This is a genomic window from Enterobacter cloacae complex sp. IR5401 (genome assembly GCF_049238425.1).
Lineage (GTDB): Bacteria > Pseudomonadota > Gammaproteobacteria > Enterobacterales > Enterobacteriaceae > Enterobacter > Enterobacter hormaechei_C.
Genome location: NZ_JBMKHN010000012.1, coordinates 83,061 through 101,021, shown reverse-complemented (window position 1 = coordinate 101,021; position 17,961 = coordinate 83,061). Strand labels below are relative to the sequence as shown.

Below are 17,961 nucleotides of genomic sequence, written 5' to 3'. Positions count from 1 at the left end.
GTTTGCGTTGTGTCTGGAAAGTTTTATCACATTTTTTTCTTATGTGCTTCGTAGAATTACGGGCAAAATCCGCCTGTCAAAAATCGCTGAAATCACTAATGATTAGAGAGATGCGGTTTATATTCCCATCAGCCTTGCTGGTGTTCATTTAAGGAAAGTTTCGTTTATGGTCAATCTTCGTCAGCCCAGGGATGTCGCGCAGATACTGCTGTCGGTGCTGTTCTTAGCCATTATGATTATTGCGTGTCTGTGGATCGTTCGTCCTTTCGTGCTCGGATTTGCCTGGGCCGCGACCGTCGTCGTCGCCACCTGGCCTTTACTCTTGCGTTTGCAGAAACTGCTGTTTGGTCGCCGCGGCCTGGCCGTGCTGGTGATGACGTTGCTGTTGTTCCTGCTGTTTATTATTCCCATTGCACTACTGGTTAACAGCCTGGTTGACAGTAGCGGCCCGGTTATTCGCGCGGTCACCAGCGGTGATATGACGCTGCCGGATCTCGCGTGGCTGAACAGTATTCCTGTTGTGGGCGCAAAACTGTACAGCGGCTGGCACAGCCTGCTGGAGATGGGCGGTAGCGCCCTGATGGCCAAAGTGCGTCCGTACATCGGCACAACCACCACCTGGTTTGTGGGGCAGGCTGCGCACATCGGTCGCTTCATGATGCACTGTACGTTGATGCTGGTCTTCAGCGCCCTGCTGTACTGGCGCGGCGAGCAGGTTGCGCTGGGGGTACGTCATTTCGCCACCCGACTGGCAGGTAAACGCGGCGATGCGGCCGTGCTGCTGGCAGCCCAGGCCGTCCGCGCGGTAGCGCTCGGTGTGGTGGTCACAGCGCTGGTGCAGGCTGTACTTGGCGGAATCGGGCTGGCGATTTCCGGCGTACCTTATGCCACCATTTTCACCGTTGTCATGCTGATGACCTGTCTGGCGCAGCTCGGTCCGCTGCTGGTGCTGGTTCCCTGCATTATCTGGCTTTACTGGACGGGGGATACGACCTGGGGCACGGTACTGCTGGTCTGGAGTTGCGTGGTGGGCACCATGGATAACGTGATCCGTCCCCTCCTCATCCGCATGGGCGCTGACCTGCCGCTGATTCTGATCCTGTCCGGGGTAATCGGAGGGTTAATTGCCTTCGGCATGATTGGCCTGTTCATCGGTCCGGTGCTGCTTGCGGTGACCTGGCGACTCTTCTCCGCCTGGGTGCATGAAGTACCGCCGCCGGGAACCGATCCGGACGTCATCTTAAGCGAACTTGAAGAGCTGGAAGATAAGAACGCGCAGTAAGAACGGATGCCGGGTGGCGCTAACGCTTACCCGGCCTACACTCTCCACAGCAATACTTAAACGTTGCTAAACTATTTATTCTCTGCACACTGGTCAGACCCGCCTTTTCCTGCCTAAAACCGTCATTCTCTTCAAGAAATCTTTACCTGCCTTTAACTATTGAGACGAATCCGATCGACTCAAAATCCTGGCATGCCTACTATTAAGACACGGTTATAAATCAACATCTTGATTTATAAGCATGGAAATCCCCTGAGTGAAACAACGAATTGCTGTGTGTAGTCTTTGCCCATCTCCCACGATGGGCTTTTTTTTATCCTTTTTACGCCAGTGTAATGTCACAGCGACTAAGCATCCGCCAATCCCCCGCCAGCACCCGCGTTTCCCCGGTCACCAGCACGTTCACCACCTCGCGAATATCCGCCGAGGACGCGCCAACCTGTAGCTCAAACTCCCCTGGCTCGACAATTCGCTTTCCGTCCCGGCGGGTGAAATTAAACATCTCCACCGGCAGGGTAAAGGTCAGCGTGGCGGTTTCTCCCGGTGAAAGCGTAACGCGCTGGAACGCTTTCAGCTCCTGAAGCGGACGCACCTGCGTGGCGACCTTATCGCGTACGTACACCTGTACCACTTCGCTGCCGCTGCGCTCGCCGGTGTTGGTGATATCGACGCTTAACGCCACCTCTCCGTCGATCGGGACGCGGCTTTCAGCCAGGCGGGCCGCGCCCCAGCGAAACTGCGTCCAGCCGAGACCGTAACCGAACGGGTAAAGTGCGCCGAAATGGAACGCAAACGGCGTGCCGCCGCTTTTCAGCTTGTGGTTATAGTAGTACGGCATCGCCCCGGCGTTTTTCGGCACGCTCACTACCAGCCTGCCCTGCGGCTCCGCGCGGCCGGTTAAGACATCTGCAATCGCCCAGCCCCCTTCCTGCCCCGGCGCCCAGGCCATCATCAGCGCGGCCACCTTCTCTTCCAGCCCCTGAAGGTTATAAGGACGCCCGCCCGTCATGACGACAATCACCGGCTTACCGGTTGCCACCAGCGCCTCCAGCAGCTGTTGCTGCACTCCTGGCAGATCCAGCGAGTCGGTATCAGATCCTTCCCCCACGGTGCCGCTCTGGAACAGCCCGGCAAGGTCGCCCACGCAGGCCACCACCACGTCACTCTCTTTTGCCGCGCTCACGGCGTCGGGGATCAGATCCATACGTTGTGAAACCGGCGATTGCTGCATCGGTTTACCGCCGCTGTCGCCCGGAAATACCGGCGCCCCCGCCATCCGTTTTTCGATAATGTGGCACCCTTTCGCGTAACGAACCTGCGATGCGCCAAGATACTGCTCCAGCGCCGCGCGCGGCGTCGTTACCTGTGAGGTCTCTTCAACCATATCGCTGATGATCAGGTGAACCGGGAAGCTGTAGCCGCTCAGCAGCGCCAGCGGATCGTCAGCCGTCGGCCCCACCACCGCTACACGGGGTTTTCCGCCGAGAGGTAATATGCCGTTGTTTTCCAGCAGCGTGATCGATTTTGTTGCCACCTCGCGCGCCACCTGCCGGGTCGCCTCACTCTGCAAATCGATGCCGTCTTCGGCGGCGTACGGTTTTTCAAACAGCCCGAGACGGAATTTTTCACTTAGCACGCGCGCCACAATCTCATCCACTTTCGCCATTGAGATAAGCCCACGCTCTACCGCTTCCGCCAGATTACGCGCGCAGTCATCCTTCGGCAATTCCACGTCCAGCCCGGCGTTAAACGCCAGCGCCGCCGATTCCGCTGGATCGTGAGAAATTCCGTGGTGCTGGTGCAGCAGGCTGACGCCGCCGTAATCCGCCACGATAATGCCGTCGAAGCCCCACTGTTCACGCAGCACGGTAGTGAGCAGGAAATGGTCGCTGTGCCCTGGCTGATTATCAATGTCGTGATAGGCTGGCATCACCGAACCGGCGTTGGCCAGCTTCACCGCCATCTCAAACGGCAGCAGGAAGGTATCGTTTAGCTCGCTGAAACCGAGATGGACCGGCGCATGGTTGCGCGCCCCTTCGCTGAAGGAGTGGCCGACGTAATGTTTCAGGGTCGCCAGCAGATCGCGCTTATCGCCCTGCAACCCCTTCACGTACGCCGTCGCCATCACCCCTACCAGCCAAGGATCTTCCCCAAATGTCTCTTCCGTCCGTCCCCAGCGCACATCGCGCGAGACATCCAGCACCGGGGCCAGCCCCTGCTGGCACCCGACGGATCGGGCCTCTTTGCCAATCTGCTCCGCTGCGCGCTGTACCAGCTCCGGGTCCCAGGTGGAACCGTAGTTTAGCGACGACGGGAACAGGGTTGCATCTTTGCACAGCAGCCCCACCAGACACTCCTCATGAAACAGCGCCGGAATGCCGAGCCGGGTCTCCTCCATCATCATGCGTTGCAGGCGGTTGGCGGCACGCACGCCGGTTTTTGCATTAACAATGTGCGTGCCGAGCGGACGGGTGATCTGCCCGACGCCGAGCTTCAGCCTTTCGTTGAGGGACGCCTGTTCGCTCACGCCAGCGAATTCATCGCTCAGATCGCTGCGCTCGCGGTGGTTGCCGTGTTCATCGAGGATCAGCCAGTACGCGTGCATCTGGGCAAATTTCTCTTCCGGCGTCATACGCGCCAGTAAATCAGCGACACGCTCGTGTACGGGACGTCCCGCGTCCTTGTAGATCGCAGTCATGGTTTACTCCTGTAGTGCGGATTGGGTTGCCGGGCTGAGCTGCCCCGCATCGTTTCGACTATCGCGTTTGCTGGCCAGCTCGCGGGCGATGCTGTCCACCAGCCGGCTGTTAAGTTTGTAGATGGCAAGGAGCGCCACCATGCAGAGGAACAGCGCGCAGGGGATCAGGGTGAACAGGGCATTGATGGTTGCAAGAACATGAGGCGCCTGGTTTGCCTGACCCGGAGCGTAATCCACCATGCCAAGCACCCAACCGACCACCGCCCCACCCAGCGCCAGCCCAAACTTGATGGCAAACAGGGCGGTTGAAAAGACCAGCCCGTCCAGGCGGCGGCCGCTACGGTGTTCTTCGTAGTCCACCACATCGGAGAACATGGTCCATTGCAGCGGCGTGGTCAGGTTCTGAATAAAGCTAAACACAATATTCAGACCGAATATCAGCCACACCTGCGAAGGCGGAATGAAGAAAATCAGCGCGCCAAAAATAACGAAAGAAATAATGGTCCACTGATAGGCACGCACCCGGTCAAATTTCCCCAGCAGGCGTTCAGATAATAATGCGCCGCTTAAGGAGGCCACCATGCCGGAAACAATAAAGGCAAAAACCAGTTCCGGACGTAACAGAACATAGTTAACGTAATACATGGTCGCAGAGCCACGCGTCACGACGGCGGTTAACAGTAAAATATTAAACAGAAAAACTATTCGCCACTGGCTATTGGCGGCCAGCAGTTTTAAATCCGTCAGCATCGAACCGGAGGTGTCATTGCGCGGCGAGTAACGCTCCCGGGTCATAAAGAAGCAGCAGAAGAATAAAACAATACCCAGCAGCCCCATCAGGCTCATGGCATAGAAATAGCCTTTTTGCACATTCCCCTGGCCTAATAATGAGACCAGCGGCAGCGCGATGACCGTTACAATCAACCCGCCGATAAACGACAGGCCAAAGCGCCAGGATTGCAGCGAGTGGCGTTCTCGCGGGTCGAGCGTCAGCGCGCCGGGCATGGCACAGTAAGGGACATTAATCGCGGAATAGATCAGGCTCAGGATGGCATAGGTTACGCAGGCATAGACAATTTTCGCCGTCTGCCCAGCATCCGGTACGTAGAAGGTAATCAGGCAGCTCACGCCAAACGGAATGGCAAACCAGAGCAGCCAGGGACGAAAACGACCGTGGCGGGTCTGAGTGCGGTCCACCAGCGCGCCAATGCACGGGTCGACAAACGCATCGACCACGCGCACCACTAAAAACATGGTGCCCATAATGGCGGCAGGCAAACCGAATACGTCCGTATAGAAATAAGCGAGAAATAAAGTTGCCGTTTGCCAGACCAGCGCGCTGGCCATATCGCCGAGGCCATAACCTATTTTATCTTTGGTACGTAATACAGAGGAGATTGTCATTGTTATTTGCCTTTTTATCAGGTTAAAACGTATTTCAACCAGTCGCGCATCATCCCGACGGATGTACGCGGTAAGGCTCAAGTATTAGCAACGCCCTGCCCGCTAACAATTGTCTAAATTAACAGATAAATTATGATATTTGGTTTTTTGCTTTATTTGTGATGGTGAGCATATTCGCAGGAAAATAAAAAAGGCGAGGACAGATATCCTCGCCTTTTTCAGATTATGCAGGTTTTACTTGTTCAGCTCTGCCAGGCTCAGCCAGGTCTGCACCACGGTGTCCGGGTTCAGGGAGAGGCTATCAATTCCCTCGTCCATCAGCCAGGCCGCAAAGTCTTCATGGTCAGAAGGACCCTGGCCGCAAATCCCGACATATTTACCCTGTTTCTTCGCCGCGCGGATGGCCATGGAGAGCAGCGCTTTCACCGCCTCGTTACGCTCATCGAACAGCTCAGAGACAACGCCGGAGTCGCGGTCCAGGCCGAGCGCCAGCTGCGTCATGTCATTCGAGCCAATGGAGAAGCCGTCGAAGTGCTCCAGGAACTGCTCTGCCAGCAGGGCGTTAGACGGAATTTCACACATCATGATGATCTTCAGCCCGTTCTCGCCGCGCTTCAGCCCCTGACGCGCCAGCTCATCTACCACCGCCTTCGCCTGATCCACGGTACGGACGAACGGGATCATGATTTCCACGTTGGTCAGCCCCATGTCGTTGCGCACGCGTTTTACCGCCTCGCACTCCAGCGCGAAGCAGTCGCGGAAGCTTTCCGACACGTAGCGTCCGGCGCCGCGGAAGCCCAGCATCGGGTTCTCTTCTTCCGGCTCGTAGCGTTCGCCGCCCACCAGGTTGGCGTATTCGTTGGACTTAAAGTCCGACAGACGCACGATCACGCGTTTCGGGTAGAAGGCCGCGCCGAGCGTGGCGATCCCTTCCGTCAGACGACCAACATAGAACTCTCTCGGCGAGTCGTAACCCTTCATCATCTCGCGGATTTCGTTTTGCAGTTTTGCGTCCTGGTCGTCGAACTCCAGCAGCGCACGCGGGTGCACCCCGATCATACGGTTAATAATAAATTCCAGACGCGCCAGGCCCACGCCTTCGTTCGGCAGGCAGGCGAAGTCAAACGCGCGGTCCGGGTTGCCGACGTTCATCATGATCTTCAGCGGCAGATCCGGCATGGTATCCACGCTGGAGCTTTTCACGCTGAAGTCGAGGATATCAGCATACACGTAACCGGTATCGCCTTCGGCACAGGAGACCGTCACGTTCTGGTCGTCCTTCATGCGTTCGGTCGCGTCACCACAGCCGACTACCGCCGGGATCCCCAGCTCACGGGCAATGATTGCCGCGTGACAGGTACGGCCACCGCGGTTGGTGACGATGGCAGCCGCTTTTTTCATGATCGGTTCCCAGTCCGGGTCGGTCATGTCGGTCACCAGCACGTCGCCTGGCTGAATGCGGTTCATCTCGCTAATGTCGTGGATCACTTTCACCGGACCGGCACCGATGCGGTGGCCGATTGCGCGGCCTTCCGCGACAATTTTGCCCTGCGCGTGCAGGGTGTAGCGCTCCATGACCTGACCGCGTGAACGGACGGTTTCCGGACGCGCCTGCACGATAAACAGCTTGCCGGTGTGTCCGTCTTTGGCCCACTCGATGTCCATCGGACGGCCATAGTGTTTTTCAATCTGCACCGCCTGCTTCGCCAGCTCTTCCACTTCGGCGTCGGTCAGGGAGAAGCGATCCCGCTGCTCCTGCGGCACATCTTCAATGGTGACCTGCTTGCCATGTTCTTGCGTCGGGGCATAGATCATGCGGATTTTTTTCGAGCCCATGGTGCGGCGTACCACTGCCGGACGGTTAGCCGCCAGCGTAGGCTTGTGCACATAGAATTCGTCAGGGTTCACCGCCCCCTGCACCACCATCTCGCCCAGACCCCATGCGGAGGTGATAAACACCACCTGGTCGAAGCCGGATTCAGTGTCGATAGAGAACATCACGCCGGAAGAGCCCACGTCGGAGCGCACCATGCGCTGTACGCCTGCGGAGAGCGCGACGCCGCGGTGGTCATAGCCCTGATGGACGCGATAGGAGATGGCGCGGTCGTTGAACAGGGAAGCAAACACATGCTTCACCGCCACCAGTACCGCCTCGTAACCCTGGACGTTGAGGAAGGTTTCCTGCTGCCCGGCGAAAGAGGCATCCGGCATATCTTCTGCGGTAGCGGAAGAGCGCACGGCAAAGGAGGCCTGCGCGTCGTCAGCGGAGAGCTGGTTGTAGGCGTCATGGATGGCTTTTTCCAGTTCCGGCTGGAAAGGTGTGTCGATAATCCACTGGCGGATTTGCGCGCCGGCTTTGGCAAGCTCGGTGACATCATCAATATCCGTTTTATCCAGCAGGTCGTAAATGCGCTGGTTTACACCGCTCTGGTCTAAAAACAGGTTAAACGCATCGGCGGTTGTGGCAAACCCGTTAGGTACGGAGACACCCATACCGGACAGATTTGTAATCATTTCACCCAGGGAGGCATTTTTGCCCCCAACTCTGTCTACATCATTCATGCCGAGTTGGTTATACCAAAGCACCAGCGGTGACGAGCCATTGTTGGACATCGAAACAATCCTTTTGTGATATTTGATCGGAGTAAGAAACACCTGACTACGTATTTATACTGGCATATTTATTTCCGCTAAAAAAACGGTGAATCGTGTAAGCAATTTAAATTTTCAACTTTTCGGACAGTTTCCCGCCATTCGCTAACCCGATGATTCCTATAGATTCCGGCAAAAACCTTAGAAATAAAGCCGCTAATCGAAAAATGAAATCCACTTTTCAGGAAAATCAAAAACACCATTTCATTTTAAATTCAGATAAGTTCTTTGCTGTGAAATTAACTTTTTTAATTTATGCTTTCAGGCAATTACGTACGCTATTCAGGGTGGATAAAATGGATAATGCTGTCGATCGCCACGTTTTTTATATTTCTGATGGGACGGCGATTACCGCCGAGGTGCTGGGACACGCGGTGATGTCGCAGTTTCCGGTATCGATAAACAGCATCACGCTGCCGTTCGTGGAAAATGAGAGCCGGGCCAAAGCGGTCAAGGATCAGATCGACGCCATTTACCAGCAGACCGGCGTTCGTCCGCTGGTGTTCTATTCCATTGTGATCCCTGAGATCCGCAATATCATTCTGCAAAGCGAGGGCTTCTGTCAGGACATCGTGCAGGCGCTGGTTGCCCCCTTGCAAAGCGAGCTGAAGCTCGATCCGACGCCGATCGCCCACCGTACCCACGGGCTGAACCCCGGTAACCTGACCAAATACGATGCGCGTATTGCCGCTATTGACTACACCCTGGCGCACGACGACGGGATCTCGCTGCGCAATCTCGACCAGGCGCAGGTGATTTTGCTCGGCGTGTCGCGCTGCGGTAAAACTCCCACCAGCCTATACCTGGCAATGCAGTTTGGCATTCGCGCCGCCAACTACCCCTTTATTGCCGATGATATGGATAACCTGGTGCTGCCCGCCGCGCTCAAGCCGCTCCAGCATAAGCTGTTTGGGCTGACCATCAACCCGGAACGACTGGCGGCGATCCGCGAAGAACGTCGCGAGAACAGCCGCTACGCCTCGATGCGCCAGTGCCGAATGGAAGTCTCTGAAGTCGAAGCGCTGTACCGGAAAAATCAAATTCCCTGGCTGAACAGTACCAACTATTCAGTAGAAGAAATTGCCACCAAGATCCTCGATATCATGGGGCTAAATCGCCGCATGTACTAATACGCTAGTGCATTAATTCAGTTTCAGTTATTATCATGCCATCCTCGGGGCGACGTGCCCCGAACTTGAAATCAGCAGGGATTGGTTTAAGGTGATGCCCATCACTTCCCGGTAGTCTGCCGATGAAGCAAAAAATTTCTGAGACATTCCATGAACAAAACCGACGAACTGCGCACCGCGCGCATTGATAGCCTGGTCACACCGGCTGAACTGGCCAGGCTGCATCCCGTTTCCGCCGAGGTGGCGGACCATGTGACGGCCTCCCGTCGCCGCATCGAAAAAATTCTCAATGGTGAAGACAAACGTCTTCTGGTGGTGATTGGCCCCTGCTCCATCCACGACCTGGACGCGGCAATGGATTATGCACAACGCCTTCAGACGCTGCGCGGCACGTATCAGGATCGCCTGGAGATCGTGATGCGTACCTACTTTGAAAAGCCGCGTACCGTCGTGGGCTGGAAAGGATTGATTTCCGATCCGGATCTGAACGGTAGCTACCGGGTGAATCACGGTATTGCGCTGGCGCGCAAGCTGCTGTTACAGGTTAACGAGCTGGGCGTGCCGACTGCCACCGAATTTCTGGATATGGTGACCGGACAGTTTATTGCCGACCTCATAAGCTGGGGCGCGATTGGCGCGCGTACCACCGAAAGTCAGATCCACCGTGAAATGGCGTCGGCGCTCTCCTGTCCGGTGGGCTTCAAAAACGGAACGGACGGTAATACCCGAATTGCCGTAGATGCCATCCGCGCGTCACGCGCCAGCCATATGTTCCTCTCGCCGGATAAAAATGGCCAGATGACCATCTACCAGACCAGCGGCAACCCGTTCGGACATATCATTATGCGTGGCGGTAAAAAACCGAATTACCATGCAGAAGATATTGCCGCCGCTTGCGAAACGCTGGCGGAATTTGACCTGCCGGAGCATCTGGTGGTGGATTTCAGCCACGGCAATTGTCAGAAACAGCACCGCCGCCAGCTGGACGTCTGCGAGGAAGTTTGCCAGCAGATCCGCAGCGGCTCGACCGCCATTGCAGGAATTATGGCGGAGAGCTTTATCAAAGAAGGCACGCAGAAGATCGTCGCCGGACAGCAAATGGTCTACGGCCAGTCAATCACCGACCCGTGCCTGAGCTGGGAAGACAGCGAACGGCTGCTGGAGATGCTGGCGTCTGCGGTAGATTCGCGCTTCTAACCCCTTGCCGGGTGGCGGCTTTGCCTTACCCGGCCTACGATTCGTGCCCTTCTCCCTCTCCCCGTGGGAGAGGGTCGGGGTGAGGGCGTCAGACCGCATCTCTCCCCCAAATTTGATCTCGTCACACAATTTTCACAAAAACGCTTGCTGTGAATTTGCAGTTTATTGATAATGATTATCATTGTTACATTGATTGTTATTTATAAACATTATGTCACCGACCGATAACAGCGCGGCAACGCCAACAAAAACACACACAGCGCCGTCCCCTGCTCCCACCGATCGCCGAATCGACAGTAAAAGCCTGTTGGGTGAGGAGGGACGGGTCATTATCGAGCATGACGGCCAGCACTACCTGCTGCGCCAGACCAATGCCGGAAAACTGATCCTGACTAAATAAACCAGACAACACATTCGCCAGCCACCCAGGTGATCCCCAGGCAGCCAGCGCTTTTCAATTCTTATGGAGAGTTGCTATGCCACACCTGCAATCCGCGTCTTTACGCCCGTCTCTTCTGGCGCTGGCGATTGTCAGCACCCTGCCGGGCGTTACGGTTGCCGCTGCAGACGAGATCACCGTCACCGCCACCGGCAATGCCCGCAGCGCCTTTGAAGCCCCCATGATGGTGAGCGTGATTGACGCCACCGCGCCGGAAAACCAGACCGCCAGCTCCGCTGCCGACCTGCTGCGCAAGGTGCCCGGTCTGACGCTGGACGGCACCGGGCGCACCAACGGTCAGGACGTTAACCTCCGTGGCTATGACCGCCGTGGCGTGCTGGTGCTGGTGGATGGCGTGCGCCAGGGCACCGATACCGGACACCTGAACAGCACGTTCCTCGATCCGGCACTGATCAAACGTATCGAAGTGGTACGTGGCCCTTCCGCCTTGCTGTACGGCAGCGGCGCGCTGGGCGGCGTAATTTCGTATGACACCGTCGACGCCAGCGATCTATTGGATGCAGGTAAAAACAGCGGCTATCGCGTATTTGCTACCGGTGCAACGGGCGATCACAGCATCGGGATGGGCGCCAGCGCCTATGGCCGCACCGATACCCTGGACGGCCTGGTCTCATGGTCCAGCCGCGATCGCGGCGACATTCGCCAGAGTGACGGCGCGAGGGCGCCAAACGACGAATCCATCAACAATATGCTGGCGAAAGGCAGCTGGAAAATCGATCCGGCGCAGACGCTGAGCGGCTCCCTGCGCTACTACAACAACGACGCGCAGGAGCCGAAAAATCCGCAGACCACGGATGCCAGCAGCAGTAACCCGATGACCGATCGTTCCACCATTCAGCGCGATGCCCAGCTTGGCTACCGCATTGCGCCAGCCGGAAACAACTGGCTGAACGCCGATGCGAAAATTTACTGGTCCGAAGCGAGGATCAACGCCCAGAACATCGACGCCAGCGGTGAGTTCCGTAAGCAGACCACCAAAGGCGGAAAAGTCGAAAACCGCACCCGCCTGTTCAGCGACTCCTTCGCCTCGCACCTGCTGACCTACGGCGGGGAATACTATCGTCAGGAGCAACACCCTGGCGGCGCGACCACCGGCTTCCCGGACGCTAAAATCGACTTCAGCTCCGGCTGGTTGCAGGATGAGATTACCCTGCGCGACCTGCCGGTAACGCTTCTCGGCGGGACGCGTTACGACAACTACCGCGGCAGCAGCAGCGGTTACGATGACGTGGATGCGGATAAGTGGTCATCACGCGCCGGGTTAACCGTGAGTCCAGCCGACTGGCTGATGCTGTTCGGCTCTTACGCCCAGGCCTTCCGCGCGCCAACGATGGGCGAGATGTATAACGACTCGAAGCACTTCTCTATCGGCAGCTTCTACACCAACTACTGGGTGCCGAACCCGAACCTGCGTCCGGAAACTAACGAAACCCAGGAGTTCGGTTTTGGGCTACGTTTTGACGATCTGCTGCTCGCCAACGACGCGCTGGAGTTCAAAGCCAGCTACTTCGACACCAAAGCGAAAGATTACATCTCCACTAACGTCGATTTTGCGGCGGCCACCACCATGTCCTATAACGTACCAAATGCCAAAATCTGGGGCTGGGACATGATGGCGACCTACGCGACCAGCCTGTTCAACCTGGACGTGGCCTACAACCGCACGCGCGGGAAAGATACCGACACGGGCGAATACATCTCCAGCATCAACCCGGACACCGTCACCAGCAAGCTGGATATCCCGGTGGCGCAAAGCGGATTCTCCGTGGGCTGGATCGGCACCTTCGTCGAACGTTCAACGCACATCAGCAGCAGCTACAGCGAGCAGCCTGGGTACGCAGTGAATGATTTCTACGTCAGCTATAAAGGTCAGCAGCAGTTCAAAGGCATCACCACCACCCTCGTGCTGGGGAACGCCTTCGACAAAGCCTACTGGTCACCGCAGGGCATCCCGCAGGATGGCCGCAACGGCAAGATCTTCGTCAGTTATCAATGGTAATTCCCTTCGGGGCAACGATTCAGAAGGATAAGATTATGGGTCACTACACACGCTGGCTTGAGCTTAAAGAAGAACATCCGGGTAAGTACGCCCGTGATATCGCCGGATTAATGCACATCAGCGAAGCAGAGCTGGCATTTGCGCGTGTTGGACACGACGCCTGGCGGCTGCGCGGTGAAATCCGTGAGATTCTGGCGGCGCTGGAGTCGGTGGGGGAAACCAAATGCATCTGCCGTAACGAATACGCCGTTCATGAACAGATCGGAGCGTTTACTAACCAGCACCTCGGCGGCCACGCCGGGCTGGTGCTAAATCCGCGTGCGCTGGATCTGCGTTTGTTCCTCAACCAGTGGGCGAGCGCGTTTCACATAAGTGAAACGACCTCCCGCGGCGAACGTCAGAGCATTCAGTTCTTCGATCATCAGGGCGACGCTTTACTTAAGGTCTACACCACGGATCACACCGACGTTGCCGCCTGGGGCGACGTGCTGACCCGTTTTATCATTGCCGATAACCCCGCTCTGGCGCTAAAGGCTGTCGAGTCCCCTGCGCATTCCGACGGTGCTGATGCAGGCTCGGTGGAGAAAGAGTGGCGCGCCATGACCGACGTGCATCAGTTCTTTAGCTTACTGAAGCGCCATAACCTGAGCCGCCAGCAGGCGTTTCGTCTGGTGAGTGACGATCTGGCCTGTAAGGTGGATAACAGCGCGCTGGCACAGCTGCTGGAGACGGCGCGACAGGACAGAAACGAAATCATGATCTTCGTCGGCAACCGCGGCTGCGTGCAGATTTTCACCGGTGTGGTGGAAAAACTGACGCCCATGAAAGGCTGGCTGAACATCTTCAACCCAACCTTTACCCTGCATCTGCTGGAGGAGACTATCGCCGAGACGTGGGTAACGCGTAAACCTACGGCGGACGGACACGTTACCAGCCTGGAGCTGTTTGCTGCGGATGGCACTCAGATCGCCCAGCTCTATGGGCAGCGTACCGAAGGCGAGCCTGAGCAGAGCCAGTGGCGTCGCCAGATTGACGCCCTGACGCCGGAAGGGCTGGCGGCATGAAAAACTGGTTTGCCCTGCTCTGTGCCCTGCCGCTGGTCGCCGTCGCCGCGCCGGAGAGAATTGTCGCCCTCGGCGGCGATGTGACGGAGATCGTCTACGCCCTCGGCGCGGAGTCTTCTCTGGTTGCGCGCGACAGTACCAGCCAGTGGCCGCAGGCGACAAACGCGCTGCCTGACGTGGGGTATCTTCGCCAGCTGAATGCGGAGGGGATTTTGTCCGTACGCCCGACGCTGGTGCTGGCAAGCGACCAGGCGCAGCCCTCTCTGGCGCTGAAGCAGGTTGAACAGAGCCACGTCCGGGTGGTTACCGTTCCCGGCACGCCTGACCTGCGCGCGATTGACGAAAAAGTACGGGTGATAGCTCAGGCGACGCATCATGAGGCGCAAGGGGAAACCCTGCGCAACTCGCTGCGTCAGGCGCTGGCGGCACTGCCCTCAACACCGCTCAACAAGCGGGTGCTGTTTATCCTCAGCCACGGCGGAATGACCGCAATGGCGGCCGGGCAACAGACCGGTGCGGATGCGGCAATACGCGCCGCCGGGTTGCAGAACGCCATGCAGGGCTTTACCCGCTATCAGCCGCTTTCCCAGGAGGGGGTGATGGCCAGCCAGCCGGATCTGGTGGTGATTTCGCAGGAGGGCCTTAACGCGCTGGGCGGCGAAGAAAATCTGTGGAAACTGCCCGGTCTGGCGCAAACGCCAGCGGGACGAAGCAAGCAGGTGCTGGCTATTGATGACATGGCCCTGCTGGGCTTCAGCGTCCGCACGCCGAAAGCCATACAACAGCTGCGTGCCAGAGCGGAGCAACTGCCCTGATGTCCCGGCGCATCACGTTATCGTTATGGCTTCTGGCGGGGTCGCTTATCGTCATGACGATCATGGCTACCGGTTTTGGGGCGTTACGCCTGCCGGTGAACGTGCTGTGGAGCGGCAGCGATGAGACGCTACGCCAGATCTGGCTCACCATCCGTCTGCCCCGCGTGCTGCTGGCGCTGGTGATTGGCGGGTCGCTGGCGCTCGCCGGCTGCGTCATGCAGGGGCTGTTCCGCAATTCGCTTGCCGACCCGGGCCTGCTCGGGATCAGCAGCGGTGCGGCGCTGGCCGTCGCCCTGTGGGTGGTGCTCCCGCTTGCGCTGCCCGCGCTGGTGATGCTTTACGCCCCTATGCTGGCGGCATTTTTTGGAGCGCTGGCAGCCACAGGCGTGATCTTCCTGCTCAGCAAGCAGCATGACACCTCTCTGTCACGTCTGTTGCTGGTGGGTATCGCCATCAATGCCCTGTGCGGTGCGGCAGTAGGTGTGCTTTCGTGGGTCAGCAATGACGCCCAGCTGCGTCAGCTTTCACTCTGGGGAATGGGAAGTCTTGGTCAGGCGCAGTGGTCCACGCTGCTCGCCGTGACCTCGCTGATGGTGCCTGCCGCTCTGGCGATCTGGCGCTGTGCCAGTGCGTTAAATTTACTGCAACTGGGTGAAGAGGAAGCGCATTACCTTGGCGTGGACGTTGCCCTTGTACAGCGAATATTACTGTTATGCAGCGCCCTGCTGGTCGCTGCGGCTGTCGCCGTCAGCGGCGTGATTGGCTTTGTCGGACTCGTGGTGCCGCACCTGATGCGCATGTGGTTGGGCGCCGATCACCGGGCAACCCTCCCCGGCACGGTACTCGCGGGCGCTTTACTGCTGCTGGTGGCGGATACGGTCGCGCGCACCCTGGTCGCCCCGGCAGAAATGCCGGTCGGCCTGCTCACCAGTATCCTTGGCGCTCCCTGGTTCTTATGGCTCATTTTTCGTCGTGGAGAACAGCATGGCTGAACGTTATACGGCTGAAAATCTGACTTTTACCCGGTCTGGCCGCACGCTGACAGATAATGTTTCGGTGTCACTGTCGCAGGGAGAGCTGGTTACATTGATCGGCCCCAACGGCGCGGGGAAATCCACGCTGCTGCGGCTGCTGACCGGCTATCTGAAACCCGACAGCGGAGGCTGTTCGCTGGCGGGAAAAGCGCTGGATGAATGGCATCCGCAGGTGCTGTCGCGCTATCGGGCGGTGATGCGCCAGCAATCTCAGCCTGAATTTGACTGGCAGGTGGAGGAGATCGTTGGAATGGGGCGTGCGCCCTGGACGCGTCACCCGGAACCGTCAATTGTGCGTGAGGTATTGCAGCTGACCGGTTGCCTGCCGCTGGCCGGCAGGCGCTATCATGCCCTCTCGGGGGGCGAGCAGCAGCGCGTCCAGCTCGCCCGCGCGCTCGCGCAGCTGTGGCGTGACGGAACGCCACGCGGCTGGCTGTTTCTCGACGAACCCACTTCCGCGCTGGATCTCTACCACCAGCAGCATCTGCTGCGCCTGTTGAAATCGCTGACCCGTCAGGGCCATCTTCACGCCTGCGTGGTGCTGCACGATCTCAATCTTGCCGCATTATGGTCGGACCGGATCCTACTGTTACACAACGGCAGGATTGTTTCTCAGGGCATACCGGAGACGGTTTTGCAGGCCGACGCGCTGGCACGCTGGTACGGTGCGCAGGTGCACGTCGGCAGACATCCGGCGCACGCCGCGCCGCAGGTTTTTCTCGCCCCTTAGCTTGAGCAGCTCACTTCCAGCCGCTTGCCCCAGTCCGGCGGGCGGCTGACATAGTCATCCTCCCGGTCGGCAAACGGCGTGCGCAGGGCGATATGTAGCCGATGCAGCTCGGTATAGTCCCCCTGCTCTGCCTGCTCAATGGCCCGCTGCGCCAGCCAGTTGCGCAATACCATCGCCGGGTTAACCGCCTTCATCCGCGCCTGGCGGGTATCGTCATCAATTTGTTCCTGCTGTAAACGCGCCCGGTAAGCGGCAAACCAGTCATCAAACGCCTGTCGATCGACGAACTCGTCGCGCAGCGGTGACGCGGCGCTCTGCTGCGCGGTCTGGCTCAGCATACGGAAGGTTCGGGTATAGTCGCTGCCTTCACGCGCCATGATGGCAAACAGCCCATTCAGCAGCGCGTTATCGCCTTTTTCCTGCGTCATCAGCCCCAGCCTGGTGCGCATTAACACACCGTATTCCCGCAGCAGGACCTCCTGATAGCTGTCCAGCGCATCGTTCAGGGCATCGACGTCGATAAACGGCGACAGGCTTTGTGCAAGCCGCTGAAGGTTCCACAGCCCCACCGCAGGCTGGTTGTCGAAACGGTAACGCCCCTGATAGTCCGAATGGTTACAGATGTAACCCGGCTGATAGTCATCAAGGAAGCCGTACGGACCGTAGTCAAACGTCAGCCCTAACAGGGACATGTTGTCGGTGTTCATCACCCCATGGGCAAAGCCGACGGCCTGCCAGCGGGCAATCATTGCGGCGGTGCGCGCAACAATATCACGGAACCAGAGAACATAGCGGTCCGGCTCGTTTTGCAGGTGCGGCCAGTGACGACGAAGAGCGTAATCGGCAAGCTGGCGGACTTTATCCGGCTCGCGGCGATAGTAGAAGTGTTCAAAATGACCGAAACGCAGATGGCTTTCCGCCACGCGGACCAGCATCGCTCCCTGCTCCATCGTTTCGCGGGCCACCGGCGTGTCGCTGGTGACAATGGACAGCGCACGTGAGGTAGGGATCCCCAGAGCGTGCATCGCCTCGGAAGCCAGACCTTCACGTATGGTTGAACGCAGCACCGCGCGGCCATCTCCCATGCGTGAGTATGGGGTTAGCCCTGCCCCTTTCAGGTGCCAGTCGAGCGTTTCGCCATTCGGCAGAACTTGTTCACCCAGCAGGATACCGCGGCCATCGCCGAGCTGTCCCGCCCAGACGCCAAACTGATGTCCGCTGTAGACCTGAGCCAGCGGCTTCATGCCCGGAAGCAGCGTTTCGCCGCCCCAGACGCCGGCGCCTTTTTCTGGCTGAAAAAGCGTCGAAGGGATGCCAAGCGAATCCGCTAATGCATCGTTATGCCAGATAAGACGCGCGTTTTGTAAAGGCGTTGGCTTAAGCGCGGTGTAAAAGCCGGGTAATTCATCGTGCCAGTGAGCAGTAAAAGACAGGGTCATAAGTCCTCCTGCTTTAAGTGTAGAGGGTTTCCCTGGACGTAAACACGGGCGAAGAAA

At 58.0% G+C, this 17,961-nt stretch carries 13 protein-coding genes and 1 other RNA gene; 10 read left to right on the top strand and 4 right to left on the bottom strand.

The features are described 5' to 3' along the window. Positions 1–166: 166 nt before the first annotated feature. Both ydiK and rprA read left to right on the top strand, forming a co-directional pair. On the top strand, positions 167–1,282 hold the full coding sequence (gene ydiK, locus ACOTX1_RS17230; protein WP_015570721.1) for an AI-2E family transporter YdiK: 1,116 nt from the start codon (positions 167–169) through the stop codon (positions 1,280–1,282). Positions 1,283–1,491: 209 nt separating this feature from the next. Next, an RNA gene (gene rprA / locus ACOTX1_RS17225) (antisense sRNA RprA) lies at positions 1,492–1,599 on the top strand. 5 nt (positions 1,600–1,604) lie between these two features. Here rprA and ACOTX1_RS17220 read toward each other — a convergent pair. The 3 genes from ACOTX1_RS17220 to ppsA form a co-directional block, all read right to left on the bottom strand. After that, positions 1,605–3,980, bottom strand: a complete 2,376-nt coding sequence (locus ACOTX1_RS17220; RefSeq protein ID WP_023315936.1) for a glycoside hydrolase family 3 N-terminal domain-containing protein — start codon at positions 3,978–3,980, stop codon at positions 1,605–1,607. A 3-nt stretch (positions 3,981–3,983) separates the two neighbouring features. Further along, positions 3,984–5,384, bottom strand: coding sequence for an MFS transporter (locus tag ACOTX1_RS17215; RefSeq protein WP_003857776.1), 1,401 nt, complete (start codon positions 5,382–5,384; stop codon positions 3,984–3,986). 234 nt (positions 5,385–5,618) lie between these two features. Beyond that, positions 5,619–7,997, bottom strand: coding sequence for a phosphoenolpyruvate synthase (gene ppsA, locus ACOTX1_RS17210; RefSeq protein WP_023305974.1), 2,379 nt, complete (start codon positions 7,995–7,997; stop codon positions 5,619–5,621). A gap of 335 nt (positions 7,998–8,332) precedes the next feature. Between ppsA and ppsR the strand changes: the two genes are divergently transcribed. The 8 genes from ppsR (at position 8,333) to ACOTX1_RS17170 (ending at position 16,465) form a co-directional block, all read left to right on the top strand. Next, complete coding sequence (gene ppsR, locus ACOTX1_RS17205) at positions 8,333–9,166, top strand: posphoenolpyruvate synthetase regulatory kinase/phosphorylase PpsR (RefSeq protein WP_017384644.1); 834 nt, start codon at positions 8,333–8,335, stop codon at positions 9,164–9,166. Between the two features lie 150 nt (positions 9,167–9,316). Then, complete coding sequence (aroH, locus tag ACOTX1_RS17200) at positions 9,317–10,363, top strand: 3-deoxy-7-phosphoheptulonate synthase AroH (protein WP_023315935.1); 1,047 nt, start codon at positions 9,317–9,319, stop codon at positions 10,361–10,363. Between the two features lie 211 nt (positions 10,364–10,574). Further along, a complete protein-coding gene (gene hemP / locus ACOTX1_RS17195; protein WP_015570723.1) occupies positions 10,575–10,763 on the top strand; it encodes a hemin uptake protein HemP in 189 nt (62 codons plus the stop codon). A gap of 76 nt (positions 10,764–10,839) precedes the next feature. Then, the gene (locus tag ACOTX1_RS17190; protein WP_032667093.1) at positions 10,840–12,822 is read left to right on the top strand and encodes a TonB-dependent hemoglobin/transferrin/lactoferrin family receptor; all 1,983 of its coding nucleotides are present in this window, start codon (positions 10,840–10,842) and stop codon (positions 12,820–12,822) included. A 35-nt stretch (positions 12,823–12,857) separates the two neighbouring features. Further along, positions 12,858–13,886: a hematinate-forming heme oxygenase ChuS gene (gene chuS / locus ACOTX1_RS17185; RefSeq protein ID WP_023315933.1), complete on the top strand. Its 1,029-nt coding sequence runs from the start codon at positions 12,858–12,860 to the stop codon at positions 13,884–13,886. Next, positions 13,883–14,701 (top strand): heme/hemin ABC transporter substrate-binding protein, encoded by an 819-nt coding sequence (locus ACOTX1_RS17180; RefSeq protein ID WP_003857788.1) that lies wholly within the window; start codon positions 13,883–13,885, stop codon positions 14,699–14,701. The genes chuS and ACOTX1_RS17180 overlap by 4 nt, the downstream gene beginning before the upstream one ends. Beyond that, positions 14,701–15,693, top strand: coding sequence for a FecCD family ABC transporter permease (locus ACOTX1_RS17175; RefSeq protein ID WP_032658176.1), 993 nt, complete (start codon positions 14,701–14,703; stop codon positions 15,691–15,693). The genes ACOTX1_RS17180 and ACOTX1_RS17175 overlap by 1 nt, the downstream gene beginning before the upstream one ends. Further along, positions 15,686–16,465 carry a heme ABC transporter ATP-binding protein gene (locus ACOTX1_RS17170; RefSeq protein WP_023315931.1) on the top strand — a complete coding sequence of 260 codons (780 nt, stop codon included), beginning with the start codon at positions 15,686–15,688 and terminating at the stop codon, positions 16,463–16,465. Before ACOTX1_RS17175 ends, ACOTX1_RS17170 begins: the two co-directional genes overlap by 8 nt. Here ACOTX1_RS17170 and selO read toward each other — a convergent pair. Further along, entirely contained in the window at positions 16,462–17,904 is a 1,443-nt protein-coding gene (gene selO, locus ACOTX1_RS17165) for a protein adenylyltransferase SelO (protein ID WP_003857792.1), read from the bottom strand. The two genes, ACOTX1_RS17170 and selO, sit on opposite strands and share 4 nt — an antisense overlap. Positions 17,905–17,961: the final 57 nt, after the last annotated feature.